Source organism: Novosphingobium sp. ZW T3_23 (assembly GCF_044987305.1).
In the GTDB taxonomy this organism is placed as follows: Bacteria; Pseudomonadota; Alphaproteobacteria; order Sphingomonadales; family Sphingomonadaceae; genus Novosphingobium.
In genome coordinates, this window is sequence record NZ_JBJDRF010000068.1 from 1 (window position 1) to 23,344 (window position 23,344).

The following is a 23,344-nucleotide window of genomic DNA, read 5'->3' on the forward strand; positions in this document are numbered from 1 at the left end:
GTTATGCGTTCCGGCACGCGGTAGAGCTTGAGATCGCCCGAGGATCTGGGCGATCTCAAGCTCTACCGCGTGCCGGAACGCATAACGGTGAACCCCAAGGGACAGAAGCAGGTGGCGCTTCTCTCCCGGAGCCAGGTGCCGTTCGAACGCCGCTACCGCCGCGCCGTCTATCCAGGCCAGGCACTCGAAGCCGCGCCAAGCGCCGTCGTGCTGGTGCTGCGGAACAAGCAGGAAGCAGGGCTGGGCCTCGCCCTCCCCGCCGGAAGCACCGCGCTCTATGCGGCAGAAGCCGGAGGCGAGCGCCGCCTCGTCGGCCTCGGCGCGATGCCGGACCGCGCGGAAGGAGAGACGTTCCGCCTCGCCGCAGGCACCAGCGCGCAAGTGACGGTATCCCAGCAACGCGGCACCGGGCAGGAGGCGACACTGACGGTCTCCAACGCCAACGGCTTCCCGATCTCCATCGACGTGCCTATCGGTTCGGCAGGACAGAAGATCGAGGGTGTGGGCGAAAAACTGGAGCAGGTGGACGGCGTCGCCACCTGGTCCCCCACCGTGTCGCCGGGCGCGACCGCGCAACTACGCTATCGGTTTCCAGGCAACTGAGGGCGAACTGGCCCTGATCGAATGGAGAGGTCAGGCTCTTGAAAGGCTTTGATAGGCTCGGCTACGAACGCTGACCCGGCAGACAGCTGGAAAAAAGGAAACTCCATGGCGAATGTAGCAATCACCGGAGCGGGTCGCGGCATCGCGCTGGAACTCGTCAAGCTGCACCGCGCGAAAGGAGACCGCGTGCTGGCCCTGTTGCGCGATCCGGACAGTGCCTCGGCGCTGAAGGAGGTCGCCGCCGGATCGGACGGCCTCGTCTCGCTTCACGCCTTGGACGTGGCCGACGATGCCTCGGTCAAGGCCGGCGTGGCGGATACTGGCAGCGATCCTATCGACGTGCTCTACAACGTCGCGGGCGTTTCGGGCAGCACCAGTTCGGAGCTGGAACATGCCGACTTCGATGCCTGGCTCGATGTGTTCAACGTCAACGTCAATGGCCCGATGCGGGTGTTCCAGGCCTTCCTGCCGCGCCTCAAACCGGGCGCGAAAGTGGTCAGCGTGGGCAGCCAGGTCGGCGCTTCGACATGGCCCTATGCCGGCTACGAAGCCTATTCCGCCTCCAAGGCCGCCTTGCACCGGCTGATGCTTTCGGTGGCGCTGGGCACCAAGGATCGCGGTATGATCGCCGTGAGCGTCCATCCCGGCTGGGTCCAGACCGACATGGGAGGGCCGCAGGCCGATCTCACCCCCCAGGAAAGCGCAGAGGGCATCGCCGCCTTGGCCGAAAACCTGACGCCGGAGATGTCGGGCGGCTTCTACAAGTGGAACGGCGAGCCCCACGCGTGGTAGCGCGGTGACTACAAGGATTCTGCGCGGCTCGTGCCTGTGCGGCGATTGCACCTATGAGGTCGAGGACACCTTCGCCTATGCCTTCATCTGCCACTGCTCGCAGTGCCGGCGCGCGACCGGCGCGGCTTCGAAGCCTTTCGCGGGAATAGCCACCGAAGCCCTGCGGCTCCACGCGCCCGAACGCCTGCTCAGATATGGAGACGACGATACCTACGACGGCCGCTGTTCCCGGTGCGGATCGCTGCTGTTCTCGCTCGTGCGCGAGCAGCGCTACGTTCACGTAACGCTCGGCACCTTGCTGGATAGTCCCACGATCCGGCCAAGTGCGCATATCTTCGCCGGTTCGAAGGCCGATTGGGACACCATCTGCGACGACTTCCCGGCCTTCGACGGCTTTCCTTCCTGAAATGTTTTCACGCCAGCCTGTCCAGCCATCCGCGCGTGGCATCGAGAACGGCCTTGGCGCGTAAGACCGGATCCGCAAACCCCTTGCGCAGCGCGGCGGAGCGCAGTTCGATCGAGAGCGGAATATCGGGGGGCAGGGCCTCCAGCAGGGCGGCGAGCGGCAACGCTCCCGCGCCGCATTGCTCGCGCAAGTCGACCGCGTCGACAATCACGGCGGCGAAATCGGCGGGGTCGGGGCGTGCCGCCCGTGCGTCGCAGAACTGGGCGTAAGGCAAGAGCGCCGGGTCGATCGCCGCCGCTTCGGCCACCATCGTGCCAGAGCGGTCGACATGGATCGGATCGACTAGCACCGCTGCCAGCGGATGGTCCACGCGCCGGATCACGGCAAGCGCCTGCGCCAGGTTCCGCACTTCGGTGAAGATGCCGAACTCCAGCGCCACCCGCATCCCCGCGCCTTCGGCATGGCGGCAGAGCGCTGAGAGTTTGTCGGCGGTCGCGCCCGGATCGGGATCGGAGGATACACACAGGACGTTCCCCGCGCCCAGCTCGGCGCCCACATCGATCACCTTGCGATGATCGTCGAGCATGGAATCCGGCTTGATCCAGACCACTTCGACGTCCAGCACCGGCATCCCGGTGCGCGCCAGCGCCGCGCGGGCTTCACGCGTGGACCGGGGCGTCCATTCCGCCGGGTCGATCCAGAGGCCGACCGCATCGAACCCCGTCGCCGCGCCGGCTTCCACCACGTCCACCGCGCCGAAATCGGGCAGCACCCCCGAAGCGAGCGAGAGCTTGCGCCCCATCCTTCCCGCCCGCTCTACATGCGCGGTTCGGGCAGGGAGGCGTCGTCCTGCAGGTACCAGTTCAGCCATTCGTGGAAATACTGGTTGCCCCTCTCGTTACGGCCGAAGGTAAGCTCATCGTGCGCCCCGGATTCCAGGCCTTTCTGGATTTCCAGCCCGATCACGTAGTCCTCCTGGTAGGTCACGTCGCGAAAGAAGTTCATCGCCGCTTCCGCCGCCTCGCGGTCGGCCTCGTCGCGCACCGGAGCCCGTCGCAGATAGTTCAGCACGGTGCGATTGCGATCGGGCGTCGGCCCCGGAAACAGCTGCGCGATCTGGGTGATCTCCGGCGCGATGAAGATCGAGACGTTGGGGAAGAAAATCCGCACGAAATCGTAGCCGTAGTTTTCCTTCAGCCCCCAATCCTCTCTCGGCACGTCCTTCAACTGCTCGGCGATCGAGTGCTGGGGAAAGCCGATGCGGATGTTCGGGCCGAAGCCTTCGTAATGCGTGCAGTTGGACGGGGTGCGCGGAAAGATCGTTTCGGGATGGAGCGACTGGAAGTGATAGCCTTCCAGATAGCCGTCGAAGGCGATCTTCCAGTTCGCGCCCTCTATCGTGCGGTTGCCGAGGTAGGTCCAGTCCGCGAAGTCTAGCGCTTCGAAGTCCTCCAGGAAGCCCCGGAAATGATGGTCCAGGTCCATCGGCGCATTGGGCGTGAGGCACACGAAGATCATGCCGGCGCGCTCTTCGCAGGGAAGCTGGCGCAGGCCCATCTCGGCCTTGTCCACCTGTCCGAAGGTGCTTGCCTCGGAAATGCCGAGCAGGCGGCCGTCCGCCGCGTAAGTCCAGGCGTGATATTTGCAGGTGAAGCGCGCGCAGTTGCCATGTCCCTCTGCCGCGACCGGCGCGCCGCGATGCGAGCAGACGTTGAGGAAGGCGCGGACCTGCCGCTGCTTGTCCCGCGTGATCAGCACCGGCAGGCCGACCGCCTCCATTGCCTTGTAATCGCCGGGGTTGGGCATTTCCGCCGTGAAGGCCAGCATCAGCGGCACGCGCTTGAACACCAGCTCCATTTCGGCGTTGAACTGATCCTTGTCGGTATAGCTGGCCGTGGGGACCGTGAAGGTTCGGTCCGTCTGGAAAGTCTTCCTGTTCTCGACGTAATCGAGCATGATCTCGGCGACGTCGCCAATTTGCTGCACGCGGTCCACTCGGTCCTCTCCCGCATCGTTATCGCTGCCGATCCTGTGCCCCCGCGCCGGTGGCGGCAACCTGCGCAAGGTGATAGGTCACGGAAAATCGCGTCGGGCCGCTTGGCACTTTGGCCAGTTGGCCGCGATCATCGGCAGGGGCAGTCATCGGCGATGATGGAGAGGAACGACAGCCCCTGGGCATGGCTAGAAACGCCCCCGCCGCACATTGCCGCCTATGTCGGAAGCGGCCTGTGGGACGAGCGCACCATAGCGCAACAGGCCGAGGCACAGGCCGGGGCCGATCCGGATTTCGTGGCTTTGATCGACGGCGCCGTAGCGGTCACGCGCGCGCAGGCCCTGGCCGATGCCGAGGCGCTTTGCGCCGCCCTCCATGCGCGCGGACTGCGGCCCGGCGACGTGCTGGCCTTCCAGGTGCCGAACTGGCGCGAGGCGATGGTCATCAATCTGGCCGCCGCGATGTCCGGCCTCATCGTCAATCCGATCGTGCCGATCTACCGCGACCACGAGGTGACGCAGATGCTGGCCGATTGCCGCGCCGCCGCGCTGTTCGTGCCGGGCGCGTTCCGGTCGTTCGACTATGCCGCCATGGCCGCGCGAATCTCCGCCGACCTGCCCGGCCTGCGCCACGTCTTCACGGTGCGCGGAGAAGGCGACAACGATTATGCCGCCCTCGTTGGCGAAGGACGGGGCGCGCGCTTTTCCCGCCCTCGGGTCGATCCGATGGGCGTGAAGATGGTGCTCTACACCTCCGGCACCACCGGCAGGCCCAAGGGCGTGCTCCACAGCCACGTCTCGATCGCCCGAATCCTGCGCGAAAGTGCCCGGCACTGGGGCCTTGGAGCCGGTGAGGCGACGCTGATGCCCTCGCCCGTCACCCATGTCTCCGGCTATGCCAACGGATTGGAGGCGCCCTTCGTCTGCGGCACGCGCACAGTGCTGATGGAAAGCTGGAATGCCGACGAGGCGCTGGCGCTGATCGAGCGGCATGGGCTGGTCGGCACCGTCGCGGCCACGCCGTTCCTGGTGGAGCTGGCCGCCGCCGCGCGCAAGGCGGGCAATCCGCTGCCCTCGTTCCGCTTCTTCGCCTGCGGCGGCGCGGCGGTTCCGGCGGACCTCATCCCTGCGGCCAATGCGGCCTTCGCCCAATGCCGCGCGTTTCGCGTCTTCGGCGCTTCGGAAGTGCCCCTCGTCACTTTCGGCTGGCCACGCAACGCGTCGCTTGCCGCCGCCACCGACGGCGAAGTGGTCGATTACGAGGTGCGGATCGTCGATACCGAGGACCGCGAGGTGCCGGACGGGCAGGAAGGGGAGATCCTCGCCCGCGGGCCGGGCATGTTGCTGGGCTATGCGGACGCGGCGCAGACCGCCGAGGCGATCACGGCGGGCGGCTTCTTCCGCACCGGCGACCTCGGCGTGCGCTCGGCCGAAGGGGCGATCACGGTGACCGGGCGGAAGAAGGATCTCATCATCCGGGGCGGCGAGAACATCTCCGCCAAGGAGATCGAGGACGTGCTGCATAGCCACGCAATGGTGCGAGAGGCGGCCGTCGTCGCCATGCCGCATGCGCGGCTGGGCGAAGGGGTCTGCGCCTATGTCATCGCGGATGGCGCCGTCTCAGGGGAAGACCTTGGCGCGCATGTAGCGGCGAGCGGGTTGGCGCGCCAGAAGATCCCGGAGCGCTTCGAGTTCCGCGAGGATTTTCCCCGCACCGCCTCGGGCAAAGTGCGCAAGGATCTGCTGCGCGAGGATGCGAGAGCGCTCACGTCGTCCCGGACTTGATCCGGGACCGCTGGCCGTGAACGGCCCACCTCACGGCAAGGTGCTCTCACGCAAGCTATCGCCTAAAGAACTGCCAGCGGTCCCGGATCAAGTCCGGGACGACGTATCCCCTTTCCCATCGCATTACCCTGCCGCCGCCACCGCCGCGTCGATCTCGCTCTTCATCGGATTGCGCCGCAACGTGAGACCGCCGTTCACCTGAAGATTTTCTCCGGTCATGAAGCACTCGTCACTTGCGAGCCAGACGGCGGCGGCGGCGATATCGTCCGACGTGCCGATACGGCCCAACGGGTAACCGGCCAGAAAAGCATCGAACAGCCCCGGCACCTGCCTGGCGTCCGCCGTCATCGGCGTGTCGGTCAGCCCCGGCGAGATGGAGTTGGCGCGCACGCCCTCGCGCCCGAACTCGTTGGCCACGCAGCGGATCACATGATCGGTACCGGCCTTGGTGCCCATGTAGGCGGCGTGATCGTCGAGCATGATCGTCGCCGTGGCGGAGCTGATCTGGATGATCGATCCGCCCGTGCCGCCATGACTGCGCGCCATGCGGCGCAGCATCGACTGAAGAAAATGGAACGGCCCCACATACTGGAGCATGGTCATCGCCATCAACTCCTCGTGCGTGGTGTCGAGGAACGGCGTCAACAGCCCCCATCCGGTGGCGTTGACCGCAATGTCGATGCCGCCCAGCTTCGCAGCCGCCGTCTCCGCCAGAGCGTCCACGCTCTGCTCGTCGGTCAGGTCGCAAGGATGCCATTGGCAGCCGCTCTGCGCGGCGAAGTCCTCTAGAACCGCCTCCTTGCGCCCGGAAACGAGCACGCTGGCGCCTTCCGCCAGAAAGCGCCGGGCGATGTGCTGGCCCATATTGTCCACGCTGCTCGCGCCCAGAATCACGGCGCGCTTGCCTTGCAGTCGTCCCATCGTTCTCTCCCGTGCCTTATGCCGATGGCCTACCACGCCATGGACGAGGCCCGTTCCTGACCAAAATAGGAGTGGCCCCCAGGCCTGCGAGCGGCGACAACCGGCGCAGAGAACAACGCGCGAAGGTAGAGGAACAGGCAGCCATGGATCTTGGACTGAAGGGCAAAAAAGTCATTCTCACCGGCGGCAGCCGCGGCATCGGCCGCGCCGCGCTGGAAGTCTTCGCCGCAGAAGGCTGCGACATCGCGTTCTTCTCGCGCAATGCCGAACAAGTCGCCGAGACGGTCGACTCGCTGGCGCGCCACGGCGGCAAGGCGATCGGCGAAGCGCTCGACATGCTGGACCACGGCGCTTACGTCGAGTGGCTGAAATCCGCCGCCGAGCGCCTGGGCGGCTGCGATATCTTCGTTCCCGGCGCCAGCGCCTCGGGCTCGGGCGCCACGGGCGACTGGGAAGCCTGCTTCGCCGCCGACATCAAGGGCACCGTGCTCGGCTGCGAGACGTTGCAGCCGCACCTCGAAAAATCCGGAGACGGCGCCATCGTCATCATGGCCTCCACCGCCGGGACCGAGACTTTCATCGTGCCGCAGGCGTTCAACGCCATGAAGGCCGCGCTGATCGCCTATTCGGGCCAGCTCAGCCAGATGGTGGGGCCACTGGGCATCCGGGTGAACTGCGTCTCGCCGGGACCGATCAAGTTCCCCGGCGGCAATTGGGAAGCCATCAGCCAGGCCATGCCCGAACTCTACCAGGCAACCGAAGCCGCCTTCGCGCTCGGCCGCTGGGGCGGGCCGGAGGAGGTGGCGCGAACGATCGTCTTCCTCGCCAGCCGGGCCTCCTCCTACACCACCGGCACCAATGTCGTCGTCGACGGCGGCTACACCAAGCGGGTGCAGTTCTAATCTCCGACCGTACCTCCTGACGGTCCTTCGCGGCGGTTCTCCCCCGAGAACCGCCGCCTTTTTTATCCGTGAGTTCGCCAGCGGGACAGCCCGCTCCACGTTCTCACGCGCTGACACTCCCGGTTGCACACCGTCACCCTGAACTTGTTTCAGGGTCCATGGTTCGGCTCAACCCGAGGGCCGGTTCGCAAGCGGACAAGTCGGCCTTTTCCCGGCAGAAATCAGCGTCGGCGGCGAAATGGACCCTGAAACAAGTTCAGGGTGACGAAGATAAAGCCGAAAGCGAGGCTCTTTCCATCAGGGCGCGTCTTCTGCGGGTTCTCCTGTAGGTCTTCAGTCATGCCGCAGTGTTTCTCCGACATGCCACCCTGCCTCAACCTCCGTCGCACCTGTGCAAATTGTCAGTTCGGCTATCACTCGATTTCGTAGCATAGTGACGCAGTAAAGCAGGCTATACGAATAGTCGGGGAGAGGGAGGAAACCATGGCATCCGCACGTCGTCGCGGAGCGTGGCTTGTCGCACTTTCGACAAGCGCGCTCACTTGCATCACGTCTCCGGTCCACGCGCAGGACACATCGGTGACCGAACCGCCGGCTCCAGCCCCGGCCCCGCAACAGGCCAGTATCGACAACACCGAAATCATCGTCACCGCCCGTCGACGCTCGGAAACGCTGCAATCGACGCCGGTCGCGATCACCGCCATCAACACCGCCATGCTGGAGAACAAGGCCGCCGTGAACATCGGCGACCTGCAAGGCACGGCGCCCGGCCTGCTCATCACCCAGCAGAATTCGGGCGCGCAGGCGGCCAATATCTCGATCCGCGGCCTGACTTATGCCGATATCGAAAAGTCCCAGACGCCCACCGTGGGCGTCGTCGTGGACGGCGTGACCATCGGCACCAATACCGGCCAGCTCCAAGACGCCTTCGACATCGCCCAGATCGAAGTGCTGCGCGGGCCGCAGGGCACGCTGTTCGGCGCCAACACGATCGGCGGCGTCATCAACATCACCCGCACCAAGCCGACCATGGAGCCCGGCGCGAAGGCCGAACTCACCTATGGCCGGTGGAACACCTGGGCCGCCAAGGCGATCGTCAACTACGGCGACGGCGAGACCTGGGGCATCAAGGGCTGGTACTTCCACAACGAGTCCGACGGCTACTACTACAACGCCATCCGCGATACCCGCGCGGGCGGCAGCAAGGGCGACAGCTATGGCGCCAGCGTGCTGTTCGAGCCCACCGGCAGCGGCTTCGATGCCCAGCTGAGCGTGGAGAACGTGGTCCAGAGCTTCGAGCCGGTAGTGAGCAATCTCACCAACAGCACCGAAACGTTCTGCGGCCTGATCCCGGCCAACGAGTGCAACCGCAACAACACGACAGACCTCTACACGGTCTTCACCCTGCCCGCGAAGAGCAAGTATCGTGCTCCGAACGCCACCTTGCAGATGAATTACGATCTGGGGCCGGTCAAGCTCAGCTCGATCACCGGATGGCGCCACAGCAAGGAAGACCAGACCCAGGACTTCGATGGGTCTTCCTCCGACCTCTACTATGTCGATCGTCGGCAGAAGTATACCCAGTGGAGCCAGGAACTGCGCGCCGCCGGTAACCTGTTCACCGGCCTGGACTACGTGGTGGGCGGCTACTACTTCCACTCGAAGTACGATCTTACCCAATGGACGCGCTTCTTCGGCTTCGATCCTTCGATACCGCCGATGGAGTTCGACCAGAACCCGCAGACCAATGTCGGCAAGACCACCAGTTACGCCTTCTTCGGAGACTTCAACTGGGCCTTTGCCGACAAGTGGCGCCTCTCGTTCGGCGGCCGCTGGTCGCATGACAACAAGAAGCTGACCAACAGCTTCGCGCAGGCCGGCCTGATCGGCTCGGGCGATGCCAACTTCACCAAGTTCACCCCCAAGCTGGGCGTCGACTATCGGCCCAACAACGACGTCATGCTTTATGCCAGCTGGTCTCGCGGCTATCGTTCCGGCGGTTTCAGTCCGCGCGCCGCTACGGCGCAAACCGCCAGCACCCCGTTCCAGCCCGAAACCGTGGACGCCTATGAGATCGGCGCCAAGCTGGCGGCCTTCAACCGCAAGCTGGAAGTGAACCTGGCCGGCTATGTCTCCGACTACAAGGACATGCAGCAGAACCTGACCGTGCCGGGCGGCCCGCTGGGCAACCAGACGATCACCGGCAACGTGCCGGGCGGCGCGATCATCAAGGGCATCGAGATGGACGCCACGTTGCGCATCACCCCGCAACTGACGATCACCGCCTCTTCCGCCTACATGAAGTCGCACTTCCGCAATTTCGTGACCAATGGCGCCTTCAACGGTCTGATCGTGCCTTTCGACTATTCGGCCAACCGGCTGATCTATGCGCCCAAGTTCACCGGGTCGCTCAATGCCGACTACACAGTGCCGACCAGCTTCGGCAAAGTCATGGCGACGGCAGGATGGCGGCATATCAGCCCTTACGACGAGCAGATCTCGCAAGCCTCGCTGACGCCGGTAACGGACCCATCGGGCGCCGTTACCGAAGTCATCGTCAACGGCAACGACCCGCGCGTGCGCACCACGACGCAGGATCTCGTCGACGCCAGTCTGACCGTCAACTTCGATATCGGCGACAAGGAAGCCTATGTGCGCCTGTTCGGCCGCAATCTGCTCAACGAGAAGACGACCACTCACGCCTTCACCGTGGCAGGGCTGTTCTCGTTCGGGATGGCGCTGGAGCCGCGGACTTACGGCGCCACCGTCGGCGTGAAATTCTGACATCGCATTTGGAAAGGTTGAACGCATGGGTCGTCTGGAAGGCAAGATCACGCTGGTTACCGGCGCCGGGAACGAGCGCGGCCTAGGGGCCGCCACCGCGCGGCGCTTCGCGGAGGAAGGCGCTTTCGTCTACCTGACCGACCTCGATACCGGCGGTGCCGAAGGCGTGGCCGCCGCGATCCGCGAGGCAGGCGACCAGGCCGAGGCCCTGGCGCAGGACGTGACCAGCGAGACCGGTTGGGACGACCTGTTCCAGACGATCGAGAAGGGCCACGGCCGGATCGACGTGCTGGTGAACAACGCCGGCATCGCCGTGCTCAAGCCGCTCACCGCGCTCTCCCTTGCCGACTGGGAGCGACAGAACAAGGTCAACCTCGACAGCGTGTTTCTCGGCACGCGCCGGGCGGTGGAGCTGATGCGCAAGACCGGCGGCGGCGGCTCGATCGTCAATCTCTCGTCGATCGGCGGGCTGGTCGGCGTGCCGATGTGCGGGGCCTATGGCGCGGCCAAGGGCGGTGTGCGGATTTTCTCCAAAGTCGTGGCGATGGAGTGCGCGGCGGAAGGCATTCGCTGCAACTCCGTGCACCCCGGCATGATCGAAACCGCCATGCAGGACGTTGCCCGCAGCGACAATCCGCAAGGGTTCAAGGAGATCGTCGCCTCGATCCCGATGAAGCGCATGGGCAGCCCGCTCGACATCGCCAACATGATCCTGTTCCTCGCCAGCGACGAGGCGAACTACATCACCGGCGGGGAATTCGTGGTGGACGGCGGCGTGACGGCGATGTGAGATCAGGTGGGATGGGAAAACAGGGGAAGAAATAGGAAGAAATACGTCGTCCCGGACTTGATCCGGGACCGCTGGCAATCCTTGAGGCGATAGCTCGCAGAAAAGCGCCCCGCCGAAAGCGCAGCCGTTCACGGCCAGCGGTCCCGGATCAAGTCCGGGACGACGATCTAATCAAGCCGCACCACGACCTTGCCGATGTTCCTGCCCGTCAGCATCCGCTCGTACGCCGCAAGCACGTTCTCGATCCCCCGCGTCTCGTCGAACCGCACCATGAGCTTCCCCTCATCCAGCCATGCCCGCAACTGCGGCAGGAACTCGGCGCCGCGTTCGAGGAAGTCGGGGATGAAGAACCCCTCCACGCGCAGCCGCCGCATCAGGATCTGGTCGAAGCGCGTCGGTCCCGGCATCGGGGCGTCGCTGTCATAGCCCGCCACCATGCCGCAGATCGCGACGCGGCCGTAATGCGCCATGTTGGGCAGCACTGCATCGAGGATAGGCCCGCCCACATTGTCGAAGAACGCCCCGATCCCGCCCTCGCACATGGCCAGACGCGCCTCCACGTTCTCGCCGCGATAGTCGATCGCCATGTCCACGCCGAGTTCCTCGCGCAGCCAGCGGCACTTCTCCGCGCCGCCCGCGATGCCCACGACTTTCGCGCCGAGATTGCGCCCCACCTGACAGGCCAGGCTGCCCGTCGCGCCCGCCGCCGCCGAGACCGCCAGCCACTCGCCCGGCTTCACCGCCGCCACTTCCTTGACGCCGACATAGGCCGTCCAGGCATTCATGCCCAGCGCACCGAAATGCTGGCGCGGATCGGATAGGGTCTCGTCCACCGCCTCCAGCCCGGCAAGCGCGGGCAGGACCACCGCCTGTTCCGCCCACTGCCCGAAGCCGCGCACCAGCGTGCCGACCGGAAAGGCGGGATCGCGCGTCTCGCTGACCCGGCCCAGCACCAGGCCCACCATCCTGGACCCCAGCGGCAGCGGCGGCTGGTAACCGTCGGTGCGCGGGCTCATCCACATGCGGGTGCCGGCATCCATCGACAGCCATTCGACCGCGATACGCACTTCGCCCGGGCGCAGCGGCAGGGGCGCTTCCTCGCAAAGGCTTAGAAAGCGGGCGAAGTCTGTATTGCCTTCGGGATGGCGATCGAGCCGCCAGAAACGGTTGCCGGTCAAATGAGGTCTCCCAGTGAAAGTGCACCGTCACCCGCCCGGCTGCCCTCGCCACCTGACCAAACGGATAGGGCTATCCGTTTGCACAGGCCCTCGCCTGCCCTCGTGGTTCTACCAAGGGCAGAACAAAGAAAATATGTGGGAGGTCCTGAAATGCGATTCTCGAAATCCGCCCTGCTCACCACGACGACGCTGGCGATCACGCTCCTTGCCTTTCCCGCCGCAGCGCAGGAAACCGCTCCCATTCCGCAGGATCCGCCGCCCCAGGATCAGGCTGCAACCGGCGGCATCCGGGAAATCATCGTCACCGCCCGCAAGCGACAGGAAACCGCGCAGGACGTGCCAGTGGCGGTCACCGCCATCTCCGCCGAGCAGATCGCCTCGCGCGATATCACCAGCGTCGAGAAGATCGCCGCGATCGCGCCGCAGTTCAATGTCGGCCGCGCGTCCAACGGCTCCGGCGCCCAGCTCACCTTGCGCGGCATCGGGTCGTCCTCCACCTCGATCGGCATCGAGCAGTCGGTCGCGGTCGTGGTGGACGGCGCCTATTACGGCCAGGGCCGCGTGATCCAGGAAGGCTTCTTCGACCTTGCCCGCGTCGAAGTGCTCAAGGGCCCGCAGGCGCTGTTCTTCGGCAAGAACGCCACGGCCGGGGTCATCTCGATCACCACCGCCGACCCGACGAGCACGCCGGAATTTCAGATCAAGGGCGGCTACGAGTTCCGCAGCCAGCAATGGCGCGTCGAAGGCTATGCCTCGATGCCGCTGACCGACACGCTGGGGATCCGCCTCGCCGCGCGCTATTCGAAGATGGAGGGCGGCTACTACCGCAACGTCGCCGACGACATCGTCTACACCGAGATCGACTCCGCCAGCATCCTGGCGGGCGGCAACGGCGATCCCACCTCGCATGTGGCCGCACCCGCCGCGCACAAGGCGCCGGGCGAGGAGGAATTCCTGGCGCGCGGCACGCTGAAGTGGGAGCCGACCAGCCGCCTCACGGTCAGCCTCAAGGGCAATGTCGATTTCAACACGGTCAACAATTCCTCGTGGAACTACGTCGCCTTCGCCTGCGGCAACGGCAGCACCTCTCAGCTCAACGGCTATCCCTGCGGCAAGCATTTCGTGACCCACCAGAACAACATGCCGGTGGACGTCGCCGCCGGATTCCCCTTCGCCAAGCAGAACGGCGCGCTCTACAATCGCTATCGCTCGGCAAGCGGCACGCTCAACGTGACCTACGATGCGGACCAGCTCCAGTTGTCCTCCGTTACCAACTACCAGTGGAACAACAATCGCTGGGCCTGCGCCTGCGATTTCCAGTCCAGCAACAGCGCGGGCGGGCCGGGAAGCAACTGGGCCACCGAGAATTCCTCCTGGAAGGCCTTCAGCCAGGAGTTCCGCGCGCTGACCGCGTTCGACGGCCCCTTCAACATGATGCTGGGCATGCTCTATCAGAAGACCCGGCGCGACTTCGAGCAATATGTGCTGACCGGCGGCGTCTCCAATTCCACCGCCCCCGCCGGTCTCGAACACGTCGCCACCGCCAAGACCAGCTTCACCAAGGGCGAGACGATGGCCGTGTTCGGCCAGCTCACCTACAAGATCCTGCCGACCCTCGAACTGGCGGGCGGCGCGCGCTATTCCGACGAAACCAAGAACAGCTATTTCACACAGTTCTACAACAACCCGCTGGTCACCACGATCTTCCGCGACCAGTTCGATCCCGACGGGCTCGGCGTCGTCACCGCGCGCCAGCACTTCACCAACTGGTCCCCCGAAGCGACGCTGACCTGGAAGCCTACCGAGGATCTCATGGTCTACGCCGCCTACAAAACGGCCTACAAGTCGGGCGGGTTCTCCAACGGCGGTATCAATTCGAAGTTCTCGGACGATCCCACTGCCGACCTCACCTTCGATCCCGAAAAGGCGGAAGGCTACGAAATCGGCTTCAAGTCCACCCTGCTCGACCGCCAGCTTCGCTTCAACGTCACCGCCTTCAACTACAAGTACAAGAATTTGCAGGTCGACTTCTTCAATTCCCCGATCTTCGCTTTCCAAACCCTCACCGCCGACGCCCGGACCAAGGGCGTGGAGGCCGAATTCCAGTTCGCCCCCAACGGTGTTCCCGGTTTCGACCTGCACGGCTCGGTCAACTACAACAAGGCGCGCTACACCGATTTCCCGCTCGCCCCCTGTTATGCGGGACAGACCCCGGCTGAAGGCTGCAACCTGGCCGGCAATACCCGCCAGGATCTCGGCGGCCAGTCGCTCTCGGTGGCGCCGCGCTGGACCGGGAACCTGGGCGTGAACTACGAGATGGCGGTCGGCTCAGCGATGAAGCTGGGGATGAACGTGGACGCCCGCTACTCGGACAGCTACCTCGCCTCGGCCTTCGGCAATCCCCTATCGCGTCAGGGCAAGTACGTGACGCTCGACGCGGGCCTGCGCTTCGGCGCTGAAGATGACAACTGGCAGGTTGCGGTGATCGGCAAGAACCTGACCAATCGCTTCTACGTCACCGGCGTGGTGGACGGCCCCTCCACCGGCAGCGGAACGGGGACGCCCGGCGGCATCAAGGCCGACCAGCTCGGCTTCGGCACGCTGCCGCGCACGGTCATGGTGGAGGTCAGCAAGAAGTTTTGAGCATCCGCAACGGAAAAAGGCCCGAACCTCGCAGGAGGCCGGGCCTTTTTCCGTTATGGCAGCGGTGATCGATCAGCCCGCAAAGCGCCAGCGCACGGTTTCCCCGGCGTGGAAGGGCACCACGCGGATGTCGCCTTCGGCAATCACCTCGGGCACGGCCACGTCTTCGCGCGTCAGCGTCACCGTGCCTTCGTTGAGGGGCAGGCCGTAGAAGTTCGGGCCATGTTCGGAGGCGAAACCTTCCAGGCGGTCCAGCACGCCTTCCTCATCGAAGACCTGCGCGTAGCTTTCCAGCGCATAGGGCGCGTTGAAGATGCCGGCGCAGCCGCAGGCCGCTTCCTTGCGGCCGATCATGTGCGGCGCGCTGTCGGTGCCGAGGAAGAACTTGGGCGATCCCGACACGCCCGCCTTGCGCACCGCCAGGCGGTGCTGCTCGCGCTTGGCGACGGGCAGGCAATAGGCGTGGGGACGAATGCCGCCGTCGAAGATGGCGTTGCGGTTGATGATCATGTGCTGCGGCGTGATCGTCGCGCCGATCAGCGGCCCGCTACCCGCCACGAAATCCACTGCCTCAGCGGTGGTGATATGCTCCAGCACGATCTTGAGCGCGGGATAATCGCGCACCAGCGGCGCCAGCACGCGCTCGATGAACACGGCCTCGCGGTCGAAGATGTCCACGTCGCGATCGGTGACTTCGCCGTGGATCAGCAGCGGCATGCCGATCCGCTGCATCGTCTCCAGCACGCCGGTCAGCTTATGGATGTCGGTCACGCCATGGGCCGAATTGGTGGTGGCGTGGGCGGGATAGATCTTGCAGGCGGCGAACACGCCCCGCGCATAGCCCCGCTCGATTTCCGCCGGATCGGCGTCATCGGTCAGATAGCAGACCATCAGCGGGGTGAAGTCGGCGCCGGTCGGCAGGGCCTTCACGATCCGATCGCGATAGGCCTCGGCGGCGGCGACGGTCACGACCGGCGGCGTCAGGTTGGGCATGACGATGGCGCGCGCGAACTGGCGCGCAGTGTAGCCGACCACGGCCTCCAGCATCTCGCCATCGCGGAGATGGACATGCCAGTCGTCGGGGCGGCGGATAGTGATCTGAGTGGTCATGCCCCGCGCTCTACGCGCTTGCACGCAGCCAGTCGATTCCGGATTTCATCGCCCGAGACGCCTTTTTCAGCAGCCTCGCCTCAACATCCCTTTTGGGCGTGCTGCCGGTGAATGTTGCGGAACGAGCGGCTCTGGAACAGCCAGCGCCCGTCCACCCTCACGCAAGTATCCTCGTAGACGCCACGGTCGCGCTTGGTCACGCCATCGTGGTCGTAGACTTCAGAGGTGTAGCTGCGCATCGTGGCACTGTCGCCGGAGACCTCGATCGATCCCGGCCAAGCTTCGAACATTATGCCGGGATAGGCCTTCATCGCCTCGATCCACATGGCGACGATGGCGGGGCGGCCCCTGGTGGTGCCGAGTTCGGGATAGTCCGGCAGCGACCATTCGGCATCTTCCGCCCATGTCGCGCCCCAAGCCTCTGCATCGCGGCGCGTCACCGCGTCGGCATATGTCTCCAGAAGTTCGCGAATGGCGAGGCGATCCTCGACAGGTCCGGCGAATGGCATCGTTCTCTCCCCTCTTGGTCGTCAGACTTCGACCGGGCGCTCGTGCGGCCCCGGCGGTGCATCGGGCACGGCGACTTCGATCACGCCGCCTGCAATTCTCAGGTCGAAGCGACGCAGATCCGCATAGGCACCGCCGATGCAATGACCGGTCGCCGCCTCGAAACGCGCGCCATGGAGCGGGCACATGATCGTCCCGCGCCGCACCTTGCCGCCGGAAAGCAGCGCCGCCTGATGCGTGCACCTGTCGTTGACGGCGCTGAAGCCGTCGTCGGTCCGCACCACCAGCACGCTCCAACCGGCGATCCGTGCCGCCAGCTTGCCTTCCTCGGGAAAATCGACCTCGGCAAGGACGACATGCCAGGTATCGCTCATGGTATCGGATCCGAACACATGTCTTTCCTTTGCTGCCGCTCGGCCCGATGCGGTGGCCGGCCGGGCTCTTCCGTTTTCGGCAGCTTAACCGCGCGGCGCCTGCCGGGACTGCTAGTCGAAACGCTAGGTTCGACACATCGCCGCCTTTGTCACACTCCGCACGGAGAAGGAGCAGAGCCATGAGCCCCGAACAGATGCGTGATTTTGTCGACCGCCTCTACGCCGCCACCGGCGCCGGCAATTGGGACGCGGCAGCGGACATGCTCACCGAGGATTTCGTCGCCCTCGAAGCGGACGGCCTGCCGATGGCGGGAGAGTATCGCGGCAAGAACGCCCTTCGCGAACTCTACGCCAAAGTGATGGGCCTGTGCGACGTGGCTGCGCTGGACCGAATCGAAACGACCGTGGGCAAGGAGTTCGCCGTCACCGTTCTCTCGCTGCGCTTCGCCGATCCTGCGCTTCGGCCCGTCGAAATCTGCGAGCGGTTTCGCTTTCGCGATGGAAAATGCTGCGAGATCAAGCCATTCTACTATGAACCCGCCGCTTTCGTCGCCGCCTGTCAGGCAAAGGCAGCCGTCCGGTGACTGTGAAATACCTGTAGCCTTCGGGTCGCACCAAGGCCGCAACAAGCGATTGCAGGATTTCTGCGCGAACGCGGCGAACTTGCCCCGCCTTTTCAACGCACAAGCGTCTCGACTCGGCTGATCGCCTAGCCTCAAAATGTCCCGAAATGGGCGGAAAACCGGCCCCCGCCCAAAAATAAATGCACAGGAACCTTCGCTGGACCGTTCTTTATCGGCGCCGAAATGTTATGCTCGCTCTCGCAGCAATCCGCGCAATGATCAGCATGGGACCACGAATGCCGAAGGACGCAACGGTTTACTCGATCGATTCCACGACTTCACGGACCGACACCGCCAGGCCGTCGCTTAACGACCAGCTTTCCGCCATTCTTGATGAAATTCGCGAACGTATCGTCGAAGCGGACGAAATTACGCTGGATTTCGACGGAAAGCTCCACGTCCATCTGGACGTCAAGGGCGGCGAGGACGTGCCGCTCGTCGAAGCGAAACTGTCCGAGATGGGGAACGGCATGTTTTCCCAGATCAGCCGGGGCGCCACGCCAAACCACCCCTTCCTGCACCGCATCAGCGCGCTGGTGACGATCTAGGGCGGGCCGAAAGTCCGTTCGGCGGCCGGGCACACCGGCCGCCCGTTCAGGCCAGTTTGGCGGCGTAGATCAGCCGGCCTTCGCCCAGATGGTCGAAAGCGCGGCCGAGCAGGCTGTCGCCTACCGCCAGGCAGCCCTGGCTGCGGCCCAGTTTGCCGTGGGCACCGATCATGTTCGGTTCCGCATACCAGGCGCCGTGGATCACGATGGCGCGTTCCAGCGCATTGCTGTTGGTGGAATCCAGCCCGATCAACCGCTGCGAACGCCCGTGTCCGCCATAATAGTATTCGGCGGTCAGATAGGCGCCTTCGCTGCTGGCGTTGGAACCGGGGCGGTTGGAGAAACGTTGCAACCATCCCGTATGCCCCGGATCCGATCCGCTGCCGTGGGCTACGGGGAGCGATGTGGCCTTGCGGTTTTCCAGGTCCACCAGATGGAAGCGCGGTTGCGAGGAGGAAACCGAGAAGTCCACCAGCCCGATGCGGTCCCGCTTTACGCGGCGGTCGTGCCGATCCAGCGCCTTCATGGCGGCGTCGAAAAGTTCCGGGCGCACGCCCTCGGGCTGGAAGCGGGCCGGAACGGGAGGCAGCGCCGCCGGAGCGACCGGCGCGATCGAGCCCGCAGCGTTGCCGGCTTTCGGCAGGATGAGCGAAGGCGCGCGTGTCCGCTCCGGCAATGCGGAGGAGATGGCACGGGCGGCAGATGACGATGACGCTGCGAACGCGGTGGCTGCAACGATCAGATTGCGACGACTGAATTGCATATTATCGCTGCCATATAGCGATTCCGTCGACAAAGTCTTGGCCAGATTCATCCGCTTTGCCACAAGCTGTTGTCCGCGCTTCGAAAGACGAAAAGGACCATACACGATGACCTCCGGTCGATCCGCTAGACTTTCGAGTGATGATTACCGTGCGGCTGTCGCCACCATCGTCCGCAACCTTCAGAAAGCGCAGGCATTATCCGATGCCCAGCTTGCTACCCGACTGGGCTGCTCGACCGGAACGATCCGCAATGCCCGCGGCCGGGCCACCAGCATGGATCCCGTGATTCTCGCCCGAATCGAGCAGGAGTTCGGCCCCGGCGCCATCGATCCCTTCCTGTCGCTGGGCAAAGTCCGCGCCGTGCCCCTCGCCACGGCGCGGCTGCCGATGGACCCGGTGCTGGCCATCGTCGAGGCGCTGCACAGCATCGTCGAGGTCCAGGCGGTCGACAGCGAGGGCGGCGTTCGGATCACCGCTTCCGAACTGCGCCGGATCATAGAGGAACTGCGCCATGGCCGCACCGCGCTCGACGCGCTGATTGCGCGGGCGGATGCGCAAGGATGATCCGAAATGGCACAGTCAGCTCGCCCCGCCGCCCTCCCTTGGCCGCTTGAGCAACAGCCAGTGAGACGATAGTCTTGCCCACGAGGGCAGGGTCGCGGAACGGCATGACATCAGACGAACGCCGGTTGGATGGCTGGAAAGCGATAGCGGCCTACTTCGGCAGGGACCGCACCACCGTGGCGCGCTGGGCGCGCGAACGCGGTCTTCCGATCCACCAGCTTCCCGGCGGCAAACAGAAAACCGTCTTCGCCTATCGGCACGAGTTGGAGGAATGGGAGAGCCGCAATCCCGGCGAAACTCCGGTGCCCGAAAACCACGCCCCACCTGAAGCCGCTTCGGGCCTCTCCCCGCCCGGTACCGCCGACGCCCCCTCTTCCACCTCCATCACCCAGACGCCGACCCCCGCCGGGTCTCGCTCTCGCTCATGGGTTCTGCGGGCCTCGCTGGCGGCCGCCTTTTTGGCCGTCGCCGTGCTGATCCTGTTCCTGGTATGGCCGAGGCCCAAATCGGCCGCCCTTCCCGAGGATCCGGTGGCCGCGCAGGACTTCATCGCCGCGCGGGACGCCTGGGCGCATCGCACGCCCCGCGCGCTGGAAACCTCGATCCGGCTCTACGGTGCGGTGATCGCGCGCGCGCCGCACTACGCGCCGGCCCGCGCCGGACTAGCCGAGGCGTGGCTGATCTATCGGGAATATGGGAAAGTCAGCGACGCCGAAGCTTACGGCAAGGCGCGGATCGCCGCCGACAAGGCGCTGGCATTGGACCCCGACCTGGCCAGCGCCTACCGCGCGAACGGCTTCATCGACTATTGGTGGGACAACGATCCCATCGCCGCGCTCAAGGCCTTCCGCACCGCGCTGCACCATGACGCGGACGACGGCCTGACCTATTTCTGGATCGCCAACGTCCTCTCGGACCTCGGCGAGAGCAGCCGGGCAGAGCGCTATTACCTCCAGGCGATGGAGCGATCGCCGGGCTCGCAGCCTATCGCGGTGGAACATGCCTGGGCTAAATGGCAGGCGGGTCACGACGCGGAGGCGCTGGCTGCACTTGTCGACCTCAAGCGAACCTATCCGCAGGATGCGACCGTCAGCAGTTGCCTGTCCTGGGTCTACCTGGGCCAGGGTGACATTCGCGGCTTCGCACGGGAGTTCGCGGAATTTGCGAGCCTGCGCGAAGATCCTTCCACCGAGCAGCTTTCCGCCAGGATGACCCGCGCCGTGGTGGACGATCCCGTTCATGCGCACCGGATCATGATTGCCGACGCGCTGGGCGAGATCGCGGAAGGGGGCCGCCGCATCCGCCAGACTCCGGCGTTCTATGCTTCCTCCATGAAGGATCGGGCCATGCTGATAGACCTGTTGCACGAAGCGGTCGTGCTGGGGGAGCGTTGGTATTCCCGCCCCGTCACCCGCCGCATAGAGCAATCCTGGAAGGGCGATGGCGAAGTGCAGGACCTGTTGAAGCAATTGGTTCCGCCAGCACCCGACGTTGACCTGCCTTGAGCGGGCTCAAAGCGACTGGCAAAAACACGTCCATACCCGACTAACCCGATCATGATCCTTTGTGATCATATTTGAACTTTCAGGGGCGTGAAGACTCGTTATCTTCCTGAGTTCTTTTTGAAATTCTGCGCTCTTCCGCAATTTGCAGCAATTTACATCACATCAGAATCGCAAGTTTCGTTGTAAAACGATTGCTCTGGGCGTCGGGGGGAGCAAGGCCGAAAGGCATTGCGGATCGGGGGATCAACCAGGCCGGCGCTTTCAGAAAGCGACCCAAACCTTGGCCCCGCTGGGCATCGGACCCGCGGGGCCTACTTTTGCCGGACGGCCGCAAGCTCCGCCTCAACCTGCGCGTTCGCGCCAGTTCCATAGATGCCCTGCAACCAGCAGGAGACTACCCGATACGGTCATCATCGTCTCGCTGACAGGAAGCGACGCCGCCACCCCCAGCACCAGGCAAGCGACCCCGGCAACCCCGAGGATCGCAGGCCCGGTCCTGCCGTGTCGACGGTAGCCCAGGAAAAAAGCCGCCAGCGCGGCCGGGGCCACCATTGCCAGCGCGGCGAGGTGAAACAGCTCCGACTGGACGAAGGCGCCAAGCAGTCCCGGCACCAGAAACAGCAGGACCGGCAAGGCGAGACAGTGCACCATGCAGAGTGTCGAAGCGGAGATCGCCGTGGATTCGATGATATCGGCCAAGAGGCGGCCTTGCACGGGTTCCCGACGTTCGTATCGCTCGCTCAAGGTATCGTCTTTCTTGCTCAGGGCGCCGTCACATCGAGCGATGACGCTTTTGTCCTCAAGCTCTGCATCTTCCGGGGCCGTCGGCATGGACGGCCGACCTCAAGATGCCTCGTTGAGGTATGATACAACATAACATGGCGATGAAGATGGCTTTTGGAAGAGGGCGCTGGAAAAAATACCCGACAGGCCGAGCTGTTTGTCGGGAGCTACGCGCCGATCTTGCGAAATGCCGCCCCGCCATCCATCCCGCGCGCGTCACTGCCCATCGCAGAATCGTGACATACAGGTGTGATGCAGGACCGAAGGCGTTAAGCGCAGGCTTGTCGATTCGGTTCCTGAACTAGCGACGAACGGTGCCTCTACTGCGATCATCTCGCTGGGGCCGGGGTACCCTGATATTCTAGATACGTTATAACGTATCTCCATGAAGAAATTCTCCCTGGTCGCTGCCGCGCTTGTAACTCTGATTGCTCAAGCCCTCGCCTCTCCGGCTTTGGCGCAGCACTTGCAGTGCGTACCTTATGCGCGCACGCAGTCGGGAATTTCCATCCACGGCAACGCGGCGACCTGGTGGGCGCAGGCCGAGGGCACTTATAGCCGAGGCCATGTGCCTCAGACCGGCTCGGTGCTGGTCTTCAAATCCACCGCCGCAATGCCTTACGGCCATGTCGCCATGATCCGCGAAATCGTCGATTCCCGCCATGTCCTGCTCGACCATGCCAATTGGTCTGGCCCGGGCCTGATCGAGCGCCGGGCTCTGGCCGAGGACATTTCCGAGGCAGGCGACTGGAGCAGCGTGCGGGTCTGGTACGGCCCCAGCCGCGCCCTGGGTTCGCGCGAGAATCCGACCTTCGGCTTCATCTACAACGGCGTCGCACCGATAACGCAGTTCGCGACGGTCGATAGCGTCGATGCATCGAAAAGTGCAGGCTGATCGCCACGCCGCCTACGTCTATTTCCGATTTGTAACATATTGCAACTGAAACGACGCGCTATTGTGTGATGTTATCACATGACATTAAGAAGGCCTCCATAATAAGCTCAGGGGGTTTTCTTGTCCGTTCGCATCGTTCACCGTTCCGCCGTTTCCCTGCTTGCACTGATACCCGCCGCCGCCCTGGCCGAGGCACCGGCGCCCGGATCGCGCGAGATCCTGGTTACCGCCGCGCCGCTTGAGGAAAGCGCCGACGAGACGGTCACCCCGGTCATCACACTGAGCGGAGACGAGCTTGCGCACCGTCGCCAGGGCACCCTGGGCGAAACGCTCGCCGGGCAACCGGGCATCCACTTCGACAACTTCGGCGGCGGCGCCAGCCGTCCCGTCATCCGCGGCCAAACCTCCCCGCGCGTACAGGTGCTATCGGACAGCACCAATGTGCAGGACGCTTCCGGCATCTCCGCCGACCACGCGATCACCGGCGAACCGCTGCTGCTGCGCGGTATCGAAGTGCTGCGCGGCCCGGCCGCCCTGCTCTATGGCGGCGGCGCGATCGGCGGCGCGGTCAACCTGCTCGACACCAAGATCCCGACCGAAGTGCCGGTGCGCGGCTTCGCCGGAACGGCCGAGGCGCGGCTGGGGACGGGTGACGACGAGCGCTCGGCCGTGGGCGGCCTGACGCTCGGCACCGGATCGCTGGCCCTGCGCGTCGAGGGGGCCCACCGTGAAACCGACGACTACCGCGTGCCCGGCGCCTTCGGGGAAAGCCGCGTGCCCGGATCGTGGAGCGAAAGCTCCACCTTCAGCGCCGGCGGCTCCTGGGTAGGACCGGACGGATACCTGGGCTTTGCCTATACCCGCGTGCGCAGCAA

Annotated in this window: 25 protein-coding genes; 14 read left to right on the forward strand and 11 right to left on the reverse strand. The window is 64.8% G+C overall.

What is annotated here, in order from left to right; all coding sequences use genetic code 11:
• Nucleotides 1–27 precede the first annotated feature (27 nt).
• The 3 genes from ACI3K3_RS22480 to ACI3K3_RS22490 all read left to right on the forward strand — a co-directional run bounded on the left by ACI3K3_RS22480 (nt 28) and on the right by ACI3K3_RS22490 (nt 1,801).
• A complete protein-coding gene (locus tag ACI3K3_RS22480; protein ID WP_404917809.1) occupies nt 28–603 on the forward strand; it encodes a hypothetical protein in 576 nt (191 codons plus the stop codon).
• A 105-nt stretch (nt 604–708) separates the two neighbouring features.
• Nucleotides 709–1,395 carry an SDR family oxidoreductase gene (locus tag ACI3K3_RS22485; protein WP_404917811.1) on the forward strand — a complete coding sequence of 229 codons (687 nt, stop codon included), beginning with the start codon at nt 709–711 and terminating at the stop codon, nt 1,393–1,395.
• A gap of 4 nt (nt 1,396–1,399) precedes the next feature.
• Nucleotides 1,400–1,801 carry a GFA family protein gene (locus ACI3K3_RS22490; RefSeq protein ID WP_404917813.1) on the forward strand — a complete coding sequence of 134 codons (402 nt, stop codon included), beginning with the start codon at nt 1,400–1,402 and terminating at the stop codon, nt 1,799–1,801.
• A 7-nt stretch (nt 1,802–1,808) separates the two neighbouring features.
• On the opposite strand, the gene ACI3K3_RS22495 is transcribed toward ACI3K3_RS22490, so the two are convergent.
• Genes ACI3K3_RS22495 through ACI3K3_RS22505 form a run of 3 tightly spaced genes read right to left on the reverse strand, consistent with a single transcriptional unit; the run spans nt 1,809 to nt 3,944 of the window.
• Nucleotides 1,809–2,603 (reverse strand): sugar phosphate isomerase/epimerase family protein, encoded by a 795-nt coding sequence (locus tag ACI3K3_RS22495; RefSeq protein WP_404917815.1) that lies wholly within the window; start codon nt 2,601–2,603, stop codon nt 1,809–1,811.
• A 14-nt stretch (nt 2,604–2,617) separates the two neighbouring features.
• Nucleotides 2,618–3,796: an aromatic ring-hydroxylating dioxygenase subunit alpha gene (locus tag ACI3K3_RS22500; protein ID WP_404917817.1), complete on the reverse strand. Its 1,179-nt coding sequence runs from the start codon at nt 3,794–3,796 to the stop codon at nt 2,618–2,620.
• A 19-nt stretch (nt 3,797–3,815) separates the two neighbouring features.
• Nucleotides 3,816–3,944, reverse strand: a complete 129-nt coding sequence (locus ACI3K3_RS22505) for a hypothetical protein (protein WP_404917819.1) — start codon at nt 3,942–3,944, stop codon at nt 3,816–3,818.
• Nucleotides 3,945–3,949: 5 nt separating this feature from the next.
• On the opposite strand from ACI3K3_RS22505, the gene ACI3K3_RS22510 reads away from it, so the two are divergent.
• Nucleotides 3,950–5,578 (forward strand): AMP-binding protein, encoded by a 1,629-nt coding sequence (locus ACI3K3_RS22510; RefSeq protein ID WP_404917821.1) that lies wholly within the window; start codon nt 3,950–3,952, stop codon nt 5,576–5,578.
• Nucleotides 5,579–5,701: 123 nt separating this feature from the next.
• On the opposite strand, the gene ACI3K3_RS22515 is transcribed toward ACI3K3_RS22510, so the two are convergent.
• Nucleotides 5,702–6,499, reverse strand: coding sequence for an SDR family NAD(P)-dependent oxidoreductase (locus tag ACI3K3_RS22515; RefSeq protein WP_404917822.1), 798 nt, complete (start codon nt 6,497–6,499; stop codon nt 5,702–5,704).
• A 143-nt stretch (nt 6,500–6,642) separates the two neighbouring features.
• On the opposite strand from ACI3K3_RS22515, the gene ACI3K3_RS22520 reads away from it, so the two are divergent.
• Entirely contained in the window at nt 6,643–7,401 is a 759-nt protein-coding gene (locus ACI3K3_RS22520; RefSeq protein ID WP_404917824.1) for an SDR family NAD(P)-dependent oxidoreductase, read from the forward strand.
• Nucleotides 7,402–7,622: 221 nt separating this feature from the next.
• On the opposite strand, the gene ACI3K3_RS22525 is transcribed toward ACI3K3_RS22520, so the two are convergent.
• Nucleotides 7,623–7,763: a hypothetical protein gene (locus ACI3K3_RS22525; RefSeq protein WP_404917826.1), complete on the reverse strand. Its 141-nt coding sequence runs from the start codon at nt 7,761–7,763 to the stop codon at nt 7,623–7,625.
• A gap of 121 nt (nt 7,764–7,884) precedes the next feature.
• On the opposite strand from ACI3K3_RS22525, the gene ACI3K3_RS22530 reads away from it, so the two are divergent.
• Both ACI3K3_RS22530 and ACI3K3_RS22535 read left to right on the forward strand, forming a co-directional pair.
• Complete coding sequence (locus ACI3K3_RS22530) at nt 7,885–10,185, forward strand: TonB-dependent receptor (protein WP_404917828.1); 2,301 nt, start codon at nt 7,885–7,887, stop codon at nt 10,183–10,185.
• Between the two features lie 25 nt (nt 10,186–10,210).
• Nucleotides 10,211–10,975, forward strand: a complete 765-nt coding sequence (locus ACI3K3_RS22535; protein WP_404917830.1) for an SDR family NAD(P)-dependent oxidoreductase — start codon at nt 10,211–10,213, stop codon at nt 10,973–10,975.
• Nucleotides 10,976–11,142: 167 nt separating this feature from the next.
• Here ACI3K3_RS22535 and ACI3K3_RS22540 read toward each other — a convergent pair whose 3' ends face one another.
• The gene (locus ACI3K3_RS22540; protein WP_404917832.1) at nt 11,143–12,153 is read right to left on the reverse strand and encodes an NADP-dependent oxidoreductase; all 1,011 of its coding nucleotides are present in this window, start codon (nt 12,151–12,153) and stop codon (nt 11,143–11,145) included.
• Nucleotides 12,154–12,303: 150 nt separating this feature from the next.
• Here ACI3K3_RS22540 and ACI3K3_RS22545 point away from each other — a divergent pair, with 150 nt between their 5' ends.
• On the forward strand, nt 12,304–14,796 hold the full coding sequence (locus tag ACI3K3_RS22545; RefSeq protein ID WP_404917834.1) for a TonB-dependent receptor: 2,493 nt from the start codon (nt 12,304–12,306) through the stop codon (nt 14,794–14,796).
• A gap of 72 nt (nt 14,797–14,868) precedes the next feature.
• Here ACI3K3_RS22545 and pyrC read toward each other — a convergent pair whose 3' ends face one another.
• The 3 genes from pyrC to ACI3K3_RS22560 form a co-directional block, all read right to left on the reverse strand.
• The gene (pyrC, locus tag ACI3K3_RS22550) at nt 14,869–15,906 is read right to left on the reverse strand and encodes a dihydroorotase (protein ID WP_404917836.1); all 1,038 of its coding nucleotides are present in this window, start codon (nt 15,904–15,906) and stop codon (nt 14,869–14,871) included.
• Between the two features lie 80 nt (nt 15,907–15,986).
• The gene (locus ACI3K3_RS22555) at nt 15,987–16,415 is read right to left on the reverse strand and encodes a nuclear transport factor 2 family protein (protein WP_404917838.1); all 429 of its coding nucleotides are present in this window, start codon (nt 16,413–16,415) and stop codon (nt 15,987–15,989) included.
• 21 nt (nt 16,416–16,436) lie between these two features.
• Nucleotides 16,437–16,805 (reverse strand): Rieske (2Fe-2S) protein, encoded by a 369-nt coding sequence (locus ACI3K3_RS22560; RefSeq protein WP_404917839.1) that lies wholly within the window; start codon nt 16,803–16,805, stop codon nt 16,437–16,439.
• Between the two features lie 161 nt (nt 16,806–16,966).
• On the opposite strand from ACI3K3_RS22560, the gene ACI3K3_RS22565 reads away from it, so the two are divergent.
• Together ACI3K3_RS22565 and ACI3K3_RS22570 are read left to right on the forward strand one after the other, a co-directional pair.
• Entirely contained in the window at nt 16,967–17,371 is a 405-nt protein-coding gene (locus ACI3K3_RS22565) for a nuclear transport factor 2 family protein (protein ID WP_404917841.1), read from the forward strand.
• A gap of 275 nt (nt 17,372–17,646) precedes the next feature.
• Nucleotides 17,647–17,958, forward strand: coding sequence for a hypothetical protein (locus ACI3K3_RS22570; RefSeq protein WP_404917843.1), 312 nt, complete (start codon nt 17,647–17,649; stop codon nt 17,956–17,958).
• Between the two features lie 46 nt (nt 17,959–18,004).
• Here the strand turns inward: ACI3K3_RS22570 and ACI3K3_RS22575 are convergent, their stop codons facing one another.
• Nucleotides 18,005–18,721: a murein L,D-transpeptidase catalytic domain family protein gene (locus tag ACI3K3_RS22575; RefSeq protein WP_404917845.1), complete on the reverse strand. Its 717-nt coding sequence runs from the start codon at nt 18,719–18,721 to the stop codon at nt 18,005–18,007.
• A 106-nt stretch (nt 18,722–18,827) separates the two neighbouring features.
• Between ACI3K3_RS22575 and ACI3K3_RS22580 the strand changes: the two genes are divergently transcribed.
• Nucleotides 18,828–19,286, forward strand: a complete 459-nt coding sequence (locus tag ACI3K3_RS22580) for an XRE family transcriptional regulator (RefSeq protein WP_404917847.1) — start codon at nt 18,828–18,830, stop codon at nt 19,284–19,286.
• Nucleotides 19,287–19,390: 104 nt separating this feature from the next.
• Complete coding sequence (locus ACI3K3_RS22585) at nt 19,391–20,791, forward strand: tetratricopeptide repeat protein (RefSeq protein ID WP_404917849.1); 1,401 nt, start codon at nt 19,391–19,393, stop codon at nt 20,789–20,791.
• A gap of 342 nt (nt 20,792–21,133) precedes the next feature.
• Here ACI3K3_RS22585 and ACI3K3_RS22590 read toward each other — a convergent pair whose 3' ends face one another.
• Entirely contained in the window at nt 21,134–21,622 is a 489-nt protein-coding gene (locus ACI3K3_RS22590; RefSeq protein WP_404917851.1) for a MerC domain-containing protein, read from the reverse strand.
• Nucleotides 21,623–21,959: 337 nt separating this feature from the next.
• On the opposite strand from ACI3K3_RS22590, the gene ACI3K3_RS22595 reads away from it, so the two are divergent.
• Together ACI3K3_RS22595 and ACI3K3_RS22600 are read left to right on the forward strand one after the other, a co-directional pair.
• A complete protein-coding gene (locus ACI3K3_RS22595; RefSeq protein ID WP_404917853.1) occupies nt 21,960–22,469 on the forward strand; it encodes a CHAP domain-containing protein in 510 nt (169 codons plus the stop codon).
• 120 nt (nt 22,470–22,589) lie between these two features.
• Nucleotides 22,590–23,344: TonB-dependent receptor plug domain-containing protein (locus tag ACI3K3_RS22600; protein ID WP_404917855.1), on the forward strand; the 755-nt coding region annotated here is incomplete at its 3' end.